14 protein-coding genes are annotated in these 14895 nt (G+C 72.0%); 11 read left to right on the forward strand and 3 right to left on the reverse strand.

Annotated elements, in window-relative coordinates; genetic code table 11:
* Positions 1–54: 54 nt before the first annotated feature.
* Entirely contained in the window at positions 55–297 is a 243-nt protein-coding gene (locus ABD879_RS00045; RefSeq protein WP_345016078.1) for a hypothetical protein, read from the reverse strand.
* A 195-nt stretch (positions 298–492) separates the two neighbouring features.
* Here ABD879_RS00045 and ABD879_RS00050 point away from each other — a divergent pair, with 195 nt between their 5' ends.
* A complete protein-coding gene (locus ABD879_RS00050) occupies positions 493–1971 on the forward strand; it encodes a serine/threonine-protein kinase (protein WP_345016079.1) in 1479 nt (492 codons plus the stop codon).
* 35 nt (positions 1972–2006) lie between these two features.
* Here ABD879_RS00050 and ABD879_RS00055 read toward each other — a convergent pair whose 3' ends face one another.
* Both ABD879_RS00055 and ABD879_RS00060 read right to left on the reverse strand, forming a co-directional pair.
* Positions 2007–2978, reverse strand: coding sequence for an amidohydrolase family protein (locus ABD879_RS00055; RefSeq protein WP_345016080.1), 972 nt, complete (start codon positions 2976–2978; stop codon positions 2007–2009).
* A gap of 83 nt (positions 2979–3061) precedes the next feature.
* Positions 3062–3667 (reverse strand): helix-turn-helix domain-containing protein, encoded by a 606-nt coding sequence (locus ABD879_RS00060; protein ID WP_345016082.1) that lies wholly within the window; start codon positions 3665–3667, stop codon positions 3062–3064.
* A 30-nt stretch (positions 3668–3697) separates the two neighbouring features.
* On the opposite strand from ABD879_RS00060, the gene ABD879_RS00065 reads away from it, so the two are divergent.
* The 10 genes from ABD879_RS00065 (at position 3698) to ABD879_RS00110 (ending at position 14837) form a co-directional block, all read left to right on the forward strand.
* Entirely contained in the window at positions 3698–3838 is a 141-nt protein-coding gene (locus tag ABD879_RS00065) for a hypothetical protein (RefSeq protein ID WP_425549606.1), read from the forward strand.
* A 466-nt stretch (positions 3839–4304) separates the two neighbouring features.
* Positions 4305–5888: a DUF1593 domain-containing protein gene (locus ABD879_RS00070; RefSeq protein WP_345016084.1), complete on the forward strand. Its 1584-nt coding sequence runs from the start codon at positions 4305–4307 to the stop codon at positions 5886–5888.
* 129 nt (positions 5889–6017) lie between these two features.
* Positions 6018–7049 (forward strand): sugar phosphate isomerase/epimerase family protein, encoded by a 1032-nt coding sequence (locus ABD879_RS00075; RefSeq protein ID WP_345016086.1) that lies wholly within the window; start codon positions 6018–6020, stop codon positions 7047–7049.
* Complete coding sequence (locus ABD879_RS00080; RefSeq protein WP_345016088.1) at positions 7046–7945, forward strand: transketolase; 900 nt, start codon at positions 7046–7048, stop codon at positions 7943–7945. The genes ABD879_RS00075 and ABD879_RS00080 overlap by 4 nt, the downstream gene beginning before the upstream one ends.
* Positions 7942–8895: a transketolase family protein gene (locus ABD879_RS00085; RefSeq protein WP_345016090.1), complete on the forward strand. Its 954-nt coding sequence runs from the start codon at positions 7942–7944 to the stop codon at positions 8893–8895. Before ABD879_RS00080 ends, ABD879_RS00085 begins: the two co-directional genes overlap by 4 nt.
* A complete protein-coding gene (locus ABD879_RS00090; RefSeq protein ID WP_345016092.1) occupies positions 8895–10364 on the forward strand; it encodes an FGGY-family carbohydrate kinase in 1470 nt (489 codons plus the stop codon). The genes ABD879_RS00085 and ABD879_RS00090 overlap by 1 nt, the downstream gene beginning before the upstream one ends.
* The gene (locus tag ABD879_RS00095) at positions 10361–11038 is read left to right on the forward strand and encodes a DUF2291 family protein (protein ID WP_345016094.1); all 678 of its coding nucleotides are present in this window, start codon (positions 10361–10363) and stop codon (positions 11036–11038) included. The genes ABD879_RS00090 and ABD879_RS00095 overlap by 4 nt, the downstream gene beginning before the upstream one ends.
* Positions 11035–12600 carry a sugar ABC transporter ATP-binding protein gene (locus ABD879_RS00100; protein ID WP_345016096.1) on the forward strand — a complete coding sequence of 522 codons (1566 nt, stop codon included), beginning with the start codon at positions 11035–11037 and terminating at the stop codon, positions 12598–12600. The genes ABD879_RS00095 and ABD879_RS00100 overlap by 4 nt, the downstream gene beginning before the upstream one ends.
* Before the next feature lies 1 nt (position 12601).
* Positions 12602–13777 carry an ABC transporter permease gene (locus tag ABD879_RS00105; RefSeq protein WP_345016098.1) on the forward strand — a complete coding sequence of 392 codons (1176 nt, stop codon included), beginning with the start codon at positions 12602–12604 and terminating at the stop codon, positions 13775–13777.
* Positions 13778–13847: 70 nt separating this feature from the next.
* Positions 13848–14837 carry a D-ribose ABC transporter substrate-binding protein gene (locus ABD879_RS00110; RefSeq protein WP_345016100.1) on the forward strand — a complete coding sequence of 330 codons (990 nt, stop codon included), beginning with the start codon at positions 13848–13850 and terminating at the stop codon, positions 14835–14837.
* Positions 14838–14895 lie beyond the last annotated feature (58 nt).

The raw sequence follows: 14895 nt of genomic DNA on the forward strand, positions 1-14895 counted from the left end.
GGGCTGCGGTGCGCCGCCGGCGGTGGCCTTCCCCTCCGAGGGCGGCCGCGGCGGCTATCGGTCTGCTGGAGATCCCGCCGACCGGTGCTCCCCGGGGACGTCGACGTAGCGCCCACCGCACTGGGGGCAGCCCCACCGCTCGGAGGCGAGCTCGCATCCGCCCAACACGATCTCGCCGGCGTCGAGGGCTCGCTCGAGCTCCTCGGAGAAGTCGGGGAGGCCGTACCTGATCGGCGCGAGGCGGCCGCCGCAGTGCGGGCACGGCGGGCGCTCTTCCTCGGCCCTCTTGCCGTCCATCGTTCCTCCTCACGTCCGAAGATCTCGGCTCTCCCTCTGAAGAGAGGGCCGAAAGGGCGCACTTGTTCGCCTCCGGGACGCCCGAATCAAGAAAGCGGAATGCGCGTCCCCCTTCGGGGCTCGGTTCCGCTGCAGTTGATCTTGAGTGGGGGACGTGGCCTATCAAATAGACAAGGCCGTTTGTACCATCGTCGGGTGGCGGAGGAGACGCGGCCGGGGCGGGTGATCGGTGGTCGCTACCGGTTGACCGGCGAACTGGCGGCGGGCGGCTTCGGGCGCGTCTGGCGGGCGTGGGACACGGTGCTCGACGTCGAGGTGGCGGTCAAGGAGGTGTGGCTGCACCCGGGGATCAGCGGCCCCGCGCGGGAGGAGATGCTCCGGCGTGCCACGCGCGAGGCGCGGAACGCGGCCCGGCTGCGCAACCACCCGAACATCGTCACGGTGCACGACGTGGTGATCGAAGACGGTGCCCCCTGGACGGTGATGCAGCTCGTTTCCGGTCGCTCCCTGCACGAACACGTCAGCGAACAGGGGCCGCTCGAGCCGGAGACCGCGCAGAAGGCGGCCCGGGCACTGCTGAGCGCCCTGGCGAAGGCGCACGAGGCGGGCATCGTGCACCGCGACGTCAAGCCCGCGAACGTCATGCTGGCCGCGGACGGCGACGTCCTGCTCACCGACTTCGGCATCGCGGTGCAGCAGGGCGAGACACGTCTCACGGCGCCCGGAACGTTCATCGGAACGGCCGACTACCTCGCGCCGGAGCGGATCCGCGGGCGGGACGAGCGGCCCGCGAGCGACCTGTTCTCGCTCGGGGCGACCCTGTACTTCGCCGTCGAGGGCGTTCCTCCCTTCCACCGCGGCACACCGGACGAGACGTACGGCGCGATCCTCATGGAGGACCCGCCCTGGCCGCAGCGGGCGGGCGGCCTCGCGCCGCTGATCGAGCGTCTGCTGCGGAAGGACCCCGACCGGCGGCCGACGGCGGCCCGGGCGCTGGAACTGCTCGACCTGCCGCCGACGAAGGCCGTCACGGCACCCGGCCGGCGGGAGCCGAAGAAGGCAGAGGCGGACAAGCCGAAGAAGGCAGAGGCGGACAAGCCGAAGAAATCGGGAGCGGACCGACCGAAGCAGGGCAAGTCTTCGAACGCTCCCAAGGGGCAGCACAAACCCGAGTCGAAGTACCCGCCGAAGCCTCAGTCGAAGAAGCCCCAGCCCGCGACCGCCTCGTCGGCGGCGAAGAGCACCCGGCCGGCGCGGTCGCAGACCCGGGCGAAGCAGCAGCCGGAGAGTTCCGACCACACGTGGTTGTGGGTGGTCGGCATCGCCGCCGCCGTCAGCGGTCTGCTGTACGCCGAGCACCCCGGCTTCGCCGAGGCCGTCACCGACTCGGGGTTCGCCTGGAAGGTGGGGCTCTCGGGGGAACTGGGGTCCGCGGCCGAAGGCGACTGCCTGCACCGGGAGGAGAACGAGGTGTGGGTCAGGGTGCCGTGCTGGTCGGCTGTGGCCGACCGCACCGTGACCAGGACGTATTCCCTGTCCGAATATTCCACTGCCATCCGCGGCGGTTCCGGAAGGATCACCGGTGGCTCGCCATGCCGGTCGTACGGCGGAAGGGAATACCAGCTCCAGGAGCGCAGTACCGGCCGGACTCTGTGCACCCGGCCGAAGGAATGACGGCCGGGCAGGGGCGGTGATCCGGCGGCCGTGCGCTACCGTCCTGCGCCGCCTTGCGCCTCCTCGGAGGCCAGGCCGAACAGTTCTGCCGCATTGTCGTGGCATACGGCCCGCAGCCACTCCCGTCCGAGCCCCAGCGCCTCCAGGGCCTGGAGCTGCTGCACATACGGATAGGGAATGTTGGGGAAGTCGGAGCCGAGCAGGACGCGGTCGCCGAGCCCGGCGAGCCGGGGCAGGGCCCGGCGGGGGAACGGCATCAGCTGCTCGGTGAAGCCGGTGAACGCCATCGTCGTGTCCAGCCGCACCTGCTCGTACCGCTCGGCGAGGTCGAGGAACTCCTCGTACTCGGGCATCCCCAGGTGCGCGATGATCAGCCGCAGCCGGGGATGGCGCGCCAGCACCCGGGCGATCGGCTCGGGGCCGGTGTGCTTGCCGGGCACGGGCCCGGAGCCGCAGTGGATCACCACGGGGATCCGCGCCTCGGCCAGCATCCCCCATACCCGCTGGAGCAGCTCGTCGGTCGGGTCGTACGCCCCCACCTGCACGTGCGCCTTGAACACGCGCGCGCCCGCTTCGACGGCCTCGCGGACGTAGGCCGCGACGTCCGGCTCGGGGTAGAAGGTGGCGGTGTGCAGGCAGTCGGGGGTGCGGCGGGCGAAGTCGGCCGCCCATCCGTTCAGCCAGCGGGCCATGCCGGGCTTGTGCGGGTAGAGCATCGCGGTGAAGGCCCGGACGCCGAACCCCCGGAGCAGGGCCGTCCGTTCCGCCTCTTGCTTCCGGTAGGTGATCGGCCAATCGAGCCCGCCGATCAGCTCGCCGTTGCTGTCGAAGTAGTGCCACACCTTGTGCAGGACACGCTCGGGCATGAAGTGCGTGTGCACGTCGACCAGCCCGGGAAGACCGAGCCGCTCCCAGAAACGGCGGACCTCGCCGGCCTCCTCGGCCGAGGCCGCGTCGCTCGCGGCCTGTCGCGGCGGGGCGGAAGGGGGCATGCACTGATCACTCATGTTGCCAACGATCGGCCCTGACGAGGGGAAGAGTCCACCCCCTCCCCGCGGGACGCGTGACGAATCCGCCGCCTCGACCGCGGTCACCGTCGGCCGCCGCCCTGAGACGGCCGGTGCGGGTCGGCGCGCACATGCACGCGCATCCCCTCCAGACCGAACAGGATGAGGAGCTCGACCGCGCCGCCGTCGGCGCTGCCCAGCCAGTGCGGCAGGGACGTGTCGAACTCGGCGGCCTCGCCGGGCGGCAGCGTCAGGTCGCGGTCGCCGAGCACCAGGCGCAGACGTCCGCTGAGCACGTACAGCCACTCGTAGCCGGCATGGGTCTGCGGGGTCGGTCCGAGCGGCTCCGGCCGGGCGTGGATGAGCAACTTGAACGCGTGCACCCCGCCCGGCCGCCGGGACAGCGGCACGAAGGTCATCCCGAACCGCCGGATCGGCTTGAGGTGGACCCGGGGGTCGCCGGTGCGCGGGGCGCCGACGAGATCGTCCAGCGGAACGTCGTAGGCGCGGGCCAGCGGCAGCAGCAGCTCCAGCGTCGCCCGGCGCCGCCCGCTCTCCAGCCGGGACAGGGTGCTCTGCGACACGCCGGTCCTCGCCGCGACGTCGGCCAGGGTGAGGCCGCGGTCGCGGCGCAGCGCACGCAGCCGCGGCCCGACCGCGTTGAGGACGTCCTCCGTCGTGCGGTCCACGGGGGCATCTTGCCGGAACGGCAAGATGCCGTGCCAGACGGCGGGGGGATCTGGCGGCGGGAGATCGACCCCGGCGGGGTCTTCGGCCTCGCCCTCCCGTTGAACCGGGCCGACGGGGCCTACAGGGCCATGGGCGAACGCCGCGCCGTCAAGGTGCTTCTGACGCGCTGACCGGGGCGCCCGCCTGGAGTCCCTGGGGCGTCTGCGAGCGCGGCGGCGTCGTCGCGAGGCGCCCCCGAAAGAAGCCGGCGCTCTCGCGGACACCGCCGGCGCGGGTGCGCCGCGGCTTCGGAATTGGTGCGGGGACGGGTGGGGAAGTCACCCTCGTCGAGAAGGCCATCCCGTCGGGCGGTAGGGCTGCATCGCGACCATTGACAGCGTTCATGTGATGCGTTACTCTCTCCCCGAATTAACGATCGGCTTTGAATATATAGTCATCACCCCGCGGCGGCTTTCGCCGCCGACCCGGTGGCGGGCGCCGCGGAAAACCCCACCCCCATTCCTTCTGCCTTCGTGTCGAAATCTTTCCCTGCCGGCCTGCGGATGGTCGGCAGAAACATCCGCAACGCCTGCGGATGATGTTCCGTTGCGCCGATTCGGCGCATCGAGAAGGGATGTATGACGTATGAGGAAAGCCGTGGCATCGCCGGGCGCGCCGCTGGTCAAGGCGGCGGCGTCGGCCCTGGTGGCAGCCGTCGCCGGCAGCCTGCTGGCCGCCTCTCCGGCGGCGGGGGAGGCGGCCGGCACGGCCGGGCACTCCCCGGGCGTCCGGTCGGACGGGCAGCGCAAGCCGCGCGTCATCCTGATGCACGACCCCGAACTGGACGACCAGAACACGCTCATCCGCTACCTGCTCTACAGCAACCAGTTCGAGACCGAAGGGCTGGTGTACGCCAGCAGCGGCGTGCACTGGGCCGGTGACGGAAAAGGTACGAAATGGTATGTGGAGGGACGGGAGTACACCAGGTTCGGGCTGAATCTCTGCCCGTGTGAGTCCTGGCGCTGGAAGCCCGGAGAACGGTTCATCCACGAGGCCGTCGATATCTACGAGAAGGTGTATCCGAACCTGCGGGTGCACGCCCAGGGATATCCGCGGCCGCAGGAGCTGAGGTCGCGGATCCTCAACGGCAACATCGAGTTCGACGGGGACATCTCCACGGACTCGCCCGGATCCGATCTGATCAAGAAGGCGCTGCTGGACGACCGGCCCGGCCCGGTCTACCTGCTCACCGGCGCGGGCCAGAGCACGATCGCCCGGGCGCTCAAGTCCATCAAGGACCGGTACGAGGGCACGCCGCAGTGGCCCGCCATCTACCGGAAGGTGTCCCGGAAGGCCGTCATCCAGTCGTTCGGCGACCAGGACGACACCTACGCCAAGTACATCAAGCCGAACTGGCCGGACATCGAGTTCCGCGAGATGGCCACCACCATCTGGGGGTACGGGGCGCGCAACGCCGTGCTCCCCGAGGACGCCGTGTACCTGTCCGCCGAATGGACGAAGGCCAATGTGTCGGACGTCGGCCCGCTCGGCGCGTTCTACCGGGTCTGGGGCGACGGAAGGCAGATGGTCCCCGGCGACATCTTCGACTACTTCCACCATTCCGGTCTGACGGCCGAGCAGCTCAGGGCCATGGGCTACATCGTGTGGACCCCGCCGCAGGAGAAGGGATCGTGGATCTCCGAAGGGGACACCTCGATCTTCATGAACCTCGTCGACAACGGCCTGCGCGGGAACGTCGACGCGAGCTACGGCGGCTGGGGCGGCCGGAACGGAACCGACATCGACCCCAGCGGGCAGCCGTCGGCGAACTACGCCTCGTCCCGCTGGTTCGGCGCCGCCCAGCGCGACTTCGCCGCCCGGCTGAAGTGGACGGTCACCTCGCGCTACTCCGCCGCCGACCACCCGCCCGCCGTCGAGGTGAACGGGCAGCCGGACCGCAGTGTCCGCCGGGGCCAGACGGTGACGCTCACCGGCCGGGTGACCGACCCCGATCGCGACAAGACGGCCGGCCGGTGGTGGCGGTACGCCGACGCGGACACCTACCAGGGCGACCTGTCCATCGCCCAGAAGGCGCTGGGCGGCAACGTGGTGCAGGTACGGTTCCGGGTACCCGGTGACGCCAAGCCCGGCCAGACCATCCACCTGATCCTCCAGGGCACCGAAGACGGATCGCAGGGCCTCACCGCGTACCAGCGCGTGGTGCTGACCGTCCGAGGCTGAACCGCCGCCCGGTCCGGCCGGGCGGGCCGGGGGCCTGTCGCCCCAGGTCAGCCCGCCGGGCCGGGCTCGTCGCAGATAGTCCAAAAGAGAACCTTGACGTCGATTCGGTCCTCCCCTTAGCGTGCTTGCATGTCTGATCGAGAGCGCATAAAAATTCACGGCGCGGACGGGCCCGTCTTCGGGGCGGGCATCTGGCACTTCGCCACCTACGTCGACCGGTACGCCACCGACGGCTACGGCGAACCGCGCACGGTGCTGGACGCCATCGAGCTGGCCGGCCAGGTCGAGGACCTGTCGGTCGTCGACCTCAACTGGCCCTTCCCGCCCGGCGGCATCAGCACCGCGGAGGTGAAGGACGCGCTCGCGGCGCGGAACCTGCGCGCCATCGCGGTCACGCCGGAGTTCTACACCGGCAGGTTCGCCAAGGGCGGCTTCACCAACCCCGACCCCGAGGTGCGGCGCGCGGCCATCGACCTGGTCGCCGCCTCGGCCGAGGTCGGCCGCGAGCTCGGCGTCGACTACGTCAAGCTCTGGCCGGGCCAGGACGGCTACGACTACCCCTTCCAGGCCGACTACGCCGACCTGTGGGACAGGTCGGTCGACGCCGTCCGGGAGCTGGCCCAGGCGTTTCCCGACCTGAAGTTCGCGATCGAGTACAAGCCGCGTGAGCCGCGCAACCGGATGGTGTTCTCCTCGGTCGCGCGCACGCTGCTGGCGATCCAGGACATGGGCGTCGACAACGTGGGCGTGCTGCTGGACTTCGGCCACTCGCTGTACGGCGGGGAGACGCCGGCGGAGGCGGCGCGGATGGCGATCGCGCGCGGCAAGCTGTTCGCGATCGACGTCAACGACAACTTCCGCGGCTGGGACGACGACATGGTCGTCGGCTCGGTGCACCTGCTGGAGACCTTCGAGTTCTTCTTCGCGCTCCACGACGCGGGCTGGGACGGCGTATGGCAGCTCGACCAGTTCCCCTTCCGCGAGAACCCCGTCGAGGCGGCGCGCACCGGGATCGGCACCATGAAGGCGTTCCACCGGGCGCTCGGCTACCTCGACCGCAAGGAGCTCGCCGAGGCGCAGGCGGCGCAGGACGCCCTGGCCGCCCAGCGCATCGCCAAGCGCGCCCTGTTCCGGGCGCTCGCCGAAAGCGAGGCGCGGTGACGGCAGTGCAGACCCCGCTGCGGGTGGACGAGGCGGCGGCCGCCGCCTACCTCGAGCAGAGCGCGCGGCTGCGGGCGGCGACGCCCGAGCAGGCCGCGCCGGAACTGGCGAGGATCGCCACCGGCATCCGCCGGGACGTCCTCACCACCATCCAGGCGGCGCGGATGGGGCATGTCGGCGGCGACCTGTCGGTCACCGACCTGCTGGTGACCGCGATGTGGGCCACGCTGCGGCTCGACCCGCGCGACCCGTCCGACCCGCAGCGCGACCGCTTCGTGCTGAGCAAGGGACACTGCGCCGCGGCCCTGTACGCGACGCTGGCGTCCTGCGGCTTCTTCCCCCGCGAGCGGCTCACCGACTTCATGGCGCCGCTGTCACCGCTCAACGGCCACCCCAACCGGGTGAAAGTGCCCGGGGTGGAGACCAACACCGGCCCCCTCGGCCACGGCTTCCCCGTCGCCACCGGCTGCGCGCTGGGCGCCAAGCTGCGCGGGGAGGACTGGCGCACGATCGTCGTGCTCGGCGACGGCGAGATGCAGGAGGGCAGCAACTGGGAGGCGGCGATGACCGCCGCCCACCACGAGCTGGGCAACCTCACGGCCGTGGTCGACCGCAACCGGCTGCAGCAGGGCGCCCGCACCGAGGACACCAAGGCGCTGGAGCCGCTGGACGCCAAGTGGGCGAGCTTCGGCTGGGAGACGCGGGTCATCGACGGCCACGACCACGCGGCGATCAAGCAGGCGCTGGAACCGTCGACGACGGGCCGCCCGGTCGCCGTCGTGGCCAACACGATCAAGGGCAAGGGAGTGTCGTTCATGGAAGACCGGGTCGAATGGCACCACAAGGTGCCCACCGACGAGCAGTTCCGGCTGGCCCTGGCGGAGCTGGCCGGATGACCGCCGTCGCCGAACAGGCCCCCACGTTCGACTGCCGCGCCGACTTCGCCGACGAGCTGGCGGCCCTGGCCCGGGCCGACGAACGCGTGGTGGCGGTGTGCAACGACTCGGTCGGGTCCAGCAATCTGGTGAAGTTCCGCGAGGAGTTCCCCGACCGGCTCATCAACGTCGGCATCGCCGAGCAGGACATGGTCGGCGTGGCGGCCGGGCTGGCCAACGCCGGATTCATCCCGTTCGCGTCGGCCGCCGCGCCCTTCCTCACCGGCCGCGCCCTGGAGCAGATCAAGGCCGACGTCGCCTACAGCGAACGGCACGTCGTCCTGTGCGGGCAGAGCCCGGGGATGGCCTACGGCGAGCTCGGCCCGACCCACCACTCCATCGAGGACATCTCGTGGATGCGGGCCGTCCCGGGCCTGCGGATCGTCGTGCCCGCCGACCCCCGGCAGACCCGCGACGCCGTCCGCTGGGCCGCCGAGTGCGGGCGCCCCTCCTACATCCGCATCCCGCGGTTCAAGGTGCCCGAGGTGACGCCCGCCGACGCGCCGTTCCGCGAGGGCCGGGCCGTCCGGCTCCGCGACGGCGGCGACGTCACCCTGATCGCGATCGGCACGATGGTCTCCCGCGCCCTGGAGGCCGCCGAGCTGCTGGCCGCGGGCGGGGTGGCCGCCCGCGTGGTGAACATGACCTTCGTCGAGCCGCTGGACGTCGCCGAGGTGGTGGCCGCCGCCGAGGAGACCGGCACCATCGTCACGGCGGAGGAGGGCCTGGTCTCCGGCGGGCTGGGCGCCGCGGTCGCCAAGGTCGTCGCCGAGCACCGCCCCGTGCCGGTGCGGATGCTGGGGGTCCCCGCGTTCGCGCCGACGGGCGGCACCGCGTTCCTGCTCGACCACTTCGGTCTCAACGCGACCGGGATCGCCGCGGCCGCGCGCGAGGCGCTGGGACGGGCCTGATGGGACCGTTCGTGCTGGCGATCGACCAGGGCACCAGCTCCACCAAGGCGCTGCTGGTGGACTCGGCCGGGAACATCGCCGCGCAGGCGAGCGCCCCGGTGTCGGTGCGCCATCCGGGCCCGGGGCTGGTGGAGCAGGACGCCGCGCAAGTGCTGGCCAGTGTCCGCGCCGCCGTCGCCGCCTGCACGGACGGGGTCGATCCGGCAGCGGTCGCCGGGATCGGGCTGAGCACGCAGCGCGAGTCGGTGGTGCTGTGGGAGGCCGCGACCGGACGGCCGGTCGCCCCGCTGGTCAGCTGGCAGGACCGGCGGGGCGCCCCCCGGGCGGCCGAACTGGCCCGCGCCGGGCACGCCGACCTCGTCCGGCGGCGGACCGGGCTGCCCCTCGACCCGATGTTCTCGGCGCTGAAGATGGCGGCGCTGCTCGACGAGCACGACCCCGGACGGGACCGTTCCCGGCGGGGCGAGCTGCGGCTCGGCACCGTGGACGCGTGGCTGCTGACCTCGCTGACCGGCGCCTTCGTCACCGAGATCGGCAACGCCTCCCGCACCCAGCTGCTGGACCTGCGCGGCGGGGACTGGGACGCCGAGCTGCTGGAGCTGTTCGACGTGCCGCGGGCGGCGCTGCCGGACGTCGTCTCCTCCACCGGCCCGTTCGGGGCGGCCCGCGACCTGTCCCCGCTGCCCGCGGGCGTGCCGGTGCTGGCCGTGCTGGGCGACTCCCACGCCGCGCTGTTCGCGCACGCCGGCTGGCGGCGCGGCGTCGTCAAGGTCACCTACGGCACCGGCTCGTCCGTCATGACCGCAGCCGACGCCCCCGGGGCGGACGGGGCGGTGTGCGACACCATCGCCTGGTCGGTCAAGGAGGTGACGTTCGCGCACGAGGCCAACATCCGCTCCAGCGGACGCACCCTGACCTGGCTGGCCGAACTGCTCGACGTCCCCGCCGACCGGGTCGTGGAGATGGCGGCGGAGGCCGACGCGGGCGGCGTCACGCTCGTCCCCGCGTTCGGCGGGCTCGGCGCGCCCTGGTGGGACCCCCGGGCCGTGCCGGTGCTGGCCGGATTCGACTTCGGCACCGGCCGCGCGCAGCTCGCCCGCGCCGCGCTGGAATCGGTCGCCCACCAGGTCGACGACGTGCTCGCCGCGATGCCGAGGGTGCGCCGCGTCGTCGCCGACGGCGGCCTGGCCCGCAGCACCGCCCTCATGCGGCTGCAGGCCGACCTCGCCGGCGTCGAGGTCGCCCGCAGCCGCCACCACCAGCTGTCCGCGGGCGGCGCGGCCGACCTCGCCGGACTGGTCCTGAACTGGTGGACCATGCCGGACCTGGAACGCCGCGCCGACACCGGCCTGGAGGTCTTCACCCCCTCCTGGAGCGAGGAGCAACGCGGCCGCGCCGTGGCCCTGTGGCGGCGGCGTCTCGCGGCCGCCCGAGAACTCGGCGCACGCCCACCGGAGAGAACGTCATGACAACAATCGGACAAGCACGGCGGGCCGGCGGGAGCGCCGCGCGCCGCCACGGCCCGTTCACGCTCGGCCGCATCTGCCTGGTCGCGCTGATCGTGCTGATCGGTGCGATCCTGCTGGACACGACCTACCGTTCGGACGACGCCGAGCCCGCGGGCCGGGCCCAGAAGTTCGACGCGGCCGAGTTCGGCGCGGAGAACTACGAGTCCAAGGTCGTGCCCGCGATCCAGCAGAAGGCCGTCGACATCGTCACCCTGCACAAGGCCATCGCCGCCGACTCCGACGCGGCGGGCCAGAAGTACGGCAACCGGGAGGGCACCGGCCCCTACAGCTACGCCGTCTCCCTCACCGGAACCGCCAAGGAGGCCGAGAACGGACTCCTGCGGGTCGACGTGCCCGACCTGGACGACGCCCGGGTCTCGGTCCAGATCGGCCCGGCCGTCAACGGCACCGCCCTGCGCGACGCCGTCGGGTTCATCAAGTTCGGCCAGTTCACCAACCAGGTGGAGTACGCCGACGCCGGCACCGCCCTCAACAACCAGGTCAAGGCCAAGGTGCTGGCCTCGCTCGACGTCGAGGCCCTCAAGGACAAGAAGGTCACCGTGGTGGGCGCGATGACCCCGCTCACCCCGGACGTCCTCACCGTCACCCCGGTCTCCATCAAGGCGGCGTCATGACCACCGCACCCGAACGGCCCGCGGCCGCCGCCACCGCACCGGCCCCGCCCGTGCTGCGCGCCGTGGACGTCACCAAGGTCTACGGCGGGACGCAGGCGCTCAAGGGCGTCTCCCTCGACATCGCCCCCGGACGCGTCACCGTGCTGTTCGGGGAGAACGGCGCCGGCAAGTCGACCCTGATGAAGATCCTCAGCGGGGTCGAGCAGCCCACCACCGGGCGGGTCGAGCTCGACGGCCGGCCGGTCGTCTTCGGCAGCGCCCGGGAGGCGGCCGACCAGGGCGTCTCGATCATCCATCAGGAACTGAGCCTCTGCCCGAACCTGAACATCCAGGACAACCTGTTCCTGGGCCGGGAGCGCACCCGCGGCGGCGTCCTGCTCGACGGGTCCGCCGAGCGGTCGCTGGCCGCCGCCGTGCTGCGCCGCCTGGACGGCACCCTCGCCCCCGGCCGGCCGGTCGGCGACCTGCGGCTGGGGCAGCAGCAGCTGGTCGAGATCGCCCGCGCGCTGCTCCAGGACGCCCGCATCCTGATCATGGACGAGCCGACCTCGGCGCTGAGCGCCCCCGAGGTCGAGGTGCTCTTCCAGGTCATCCGCGAGCTGACCGCCGAGGGCGTGGCGGTCATCTACATCTCCCACCACCTGGAGGAGGCGCTCGACATCGCCGACGACGTCGCCGTCCTGCGCGACGGCTCCCTGGTCGCCACCGCGACCGCCGCCGACGTGGACCTGGCGTGGGTCGTGCGCACCATGGTCGGACGCGAACAGGACGACCTGTTCCCCGAGCGGGACCCGCACCCGGGCCCGGTCGCCCTGGAGGTCGACGGCCTGTCGGTGGCCGACCCCGGCAACCCCGACCGGCTCGCCGTCGACGACGTGTCGTTCACCATCCGCGCGGGGGAGACCGTCGGCATCTACGGGCTGATGGGCAGCGGCCGCACCGAACTGCTGGAATGCCTGGCCGGGCGGCTGCCCGCCGCCGCCGGGCAGGTGCGCCTGCACGGCGAGCCGGTCACCGGGTCGATCCGGCAGCGCATCGGCGCGGGGCTGGTGCTGGTCCCCGAGGACCGCCAGCGCGACGGCCTCGTCCAGACGATGAGCGTCGGCCAGAACCTGTCCCTGGCGGCGCTGACCCGGTTCCTGCGCGGGCTGCTGGTGAACCGCGGCGCCGAACGCGCCGCCGTCACCTCGATGATCGGCGACGTCACCGTCAAGGCCGCCGGGCCGGACGCGCCGATCGGCTCGCTCAGCGGCGGCAACCAGCAGAAGGTCGTCATCGGCCGGGCCCTGATGACCGACCCCCGCGTGCTGCTGCTGGACGAACCGTCCCGCGGCGTGGACGTGGCCGCCAAGGCCGACGTCTTCGAGCTGATGGCCCGCCAGGCCGAACGCGGCCTGGCCGTCCTGTTCACCACATCCGAGACCGAAGAGGCGCTGAACATCCCCGACCGCCTGCTCGTCCTGGTCCGCGGCCGCCTGGTCGCCGACCTGCGCGCGGGCGAGATCACCCGCGACCGGCTGATGAGCCTGGCCGACGGCGCCGACCTCCAGCAGGGGGCGTGACATGACCGACACCCTGACCCACGACCACGCGACCGCCGCCCGGCGGCACCGCCGGGCCGCCGCCGAGGCCCGCCGGCTCAAGACGCTGAACGCGGTCTTCGAACTCCGGGCGTTCATCGCGCTCGGCGTGCTGATCGTCGTGTTCAGCCTGCTGTCCGACTCCTTCCTCACCGTCGACAACCTCATCACGATGACCAAGCACGTGGCCATCAACGCCGTGCTGGCGCTGGGCATGCTGCTGGTCATCCTCAAGGGCGGCATCGACCTGTCCGTCGGCTCGATCGTCGGCCTGTCGGGCGTCGTGGCCGGCGAACTGCTGCAGGGCGTGCACCTGGGGTTCTTCGGCGTCATCGCCTACCCGCCGGTGTGGGCCGTGGTGGTGCTGTGCATCGCCGTCGGCACGCTCGTCGGCACGGTCAACGGCATCCTGGTGACCCGGTTCAACGTGGCGCCGTTCATCGCGACGCTCGGCATGCTGTACGTGGCCCGCGGCGCCGCCCTGCTCATCTCCAACGGCACCACCTACCCCGACCTGGCCGGGGACCCCGCCACCGGCAACACCGGCTTCGGCTGGATCGGCAGCGGACGCCCCCTCGGGCTGCCGGTGGCCATCTGGATCATGGTCATCCTGGCGGCCGCCGTCGCGCTCCTGCTGCGCTCCACCCCGTTCGGCCGCTGGCTGTACGCCACCGGAGGCAACGAGCGGGCCACCGAGCTGACCGGCGTGCCCGTCCGCAGGGTCAAGACCGTCGTCTACATGGTCTCCGGCGCCTGCGCCGCCATGGCCGGCGTCATCATCGCCTCCGAGCTGACCTCCGCCGCCCCGCAGGCCGGGGACAGCTACGAACTCAACGCCATCGCGGCCGTCGTCATCGGCGGCGCCGCCCTGTCCGGCGGCCGCGGCAACGTCCGCGGCACCCTCGTCGGCGCGTTCGTCATCGGCTTCCTCGCCGACGGCCTGGTCATCCTCGGCGTCTCCACCTTCTGGCAGATCTTCATCAAGGGCACCGTGATCGTCGTCGCGGTCATCCTCGACCAGAGCCAGCAGCGCTTCCAGCGCCGCCGCGCCACCGTCTCGGCCGTCGCCGTCGCCACGACGGACGACGACGCCGCGGCGGGCAAGCCCGCCGCGGCCGAGGCGGACGACCCCGCCGACGCCGCGGCGAAGACCACCTGAGTCCCGCTTCACCCGCCCCGTGCGGGAAACCCACCCCAACGGCCCAGCGGCCATGTGATTAGGAGCAGCAATGTCCCACCCCAACCGTCGCCTGGTGATCCGGGCCGCCGCGGTCCTCGCCGCCGGCGCCCTGAGCCTGACCGCCTGCGGGTCGTCCGACGACTCCGGATCGGCCGAGGCGTCCGGCGGCAAGTCCGGCGGCAACCTCATCGCGATCATCACGCCGTCGCACGACAACCCCTTCTTCAAGGCCGAGGCCGAAGCGGCGAAGAAGAAGGCCGAGAGCCTCGGCTACCAGACCTCGGTCGCCTCGCACGACGACGACCCGAACAAGCAGAGCGAGCTGATCGACGCCGCCATCTCCCGCAAGGCCGCCGCGATCATCCTCGACAACGCCGGCGCCGACGCCTCGATCGGCCCCGTGCAGAAGGCCACCGACGCCGGCGTCCCGGTCTTCCTGATCGACCGTGAGATCAACAAGACCGGCATCGCCAAGGCCCAGATCGTCTCCAACAACGCCCAGGGCGCCCAGCTCGCCGCGCAGGCGTTCGTCAAGGCGATGAAGGGCAAGGGCAACTACGTCGAGCTGACCGGCAAGGAGTCCGACACCAACGCCGGCGTCCGCTCCAAGGGCTTCAACGACGTCATCTCCCAGTACCCCGACATGAAGCGCGTCGCCCAGCAGACCGCCAACTGGGACCAGCAGGAGGCCTTCTCCAAGATGGAGACCATCCTGCAGCGCAACCCCGACATCCAGGGCGTGATCGCCGGCAATGACACCATGGCCGTGGGCGCGGTCGCCGCGCTGAAGGCCGCGAAGAAGACCGACGTGGTCGTGGTCGGCTTCGACGGCAGCCCCGACGCCATCGCGCAGATCAAGGCGGGGGCCATGTACGCCACCGCGCTGCAGCCCGCCGCGCTCGGCGCCCAGCGGGCCGTCGAGCAGGCCGACAGGTTCATCAAGACCGGCTCGACCGGGCAGCCGGAGAAGCAGTCGATCGACTGCGAACTCGTCGACAGGTCCAACGCCGATCAGTTCGGCGTCTTTGCCAGACTCTGACGCGAAAACCGGCCGGGGGCGGGCGCGCCCGCCGGGCCCTCGCCCCCGGCCGTCCCAG

Source organism: Actinomadura keratinilytica (assembly GCF_039539665.1).
GTDB classification, from domain to species: Bacteria; Actinomycetota; Actinomycetes; order Streptosporangiales; family Streptosporangiaceae; genus Spirillospora; species Spirillospora keratinilytica.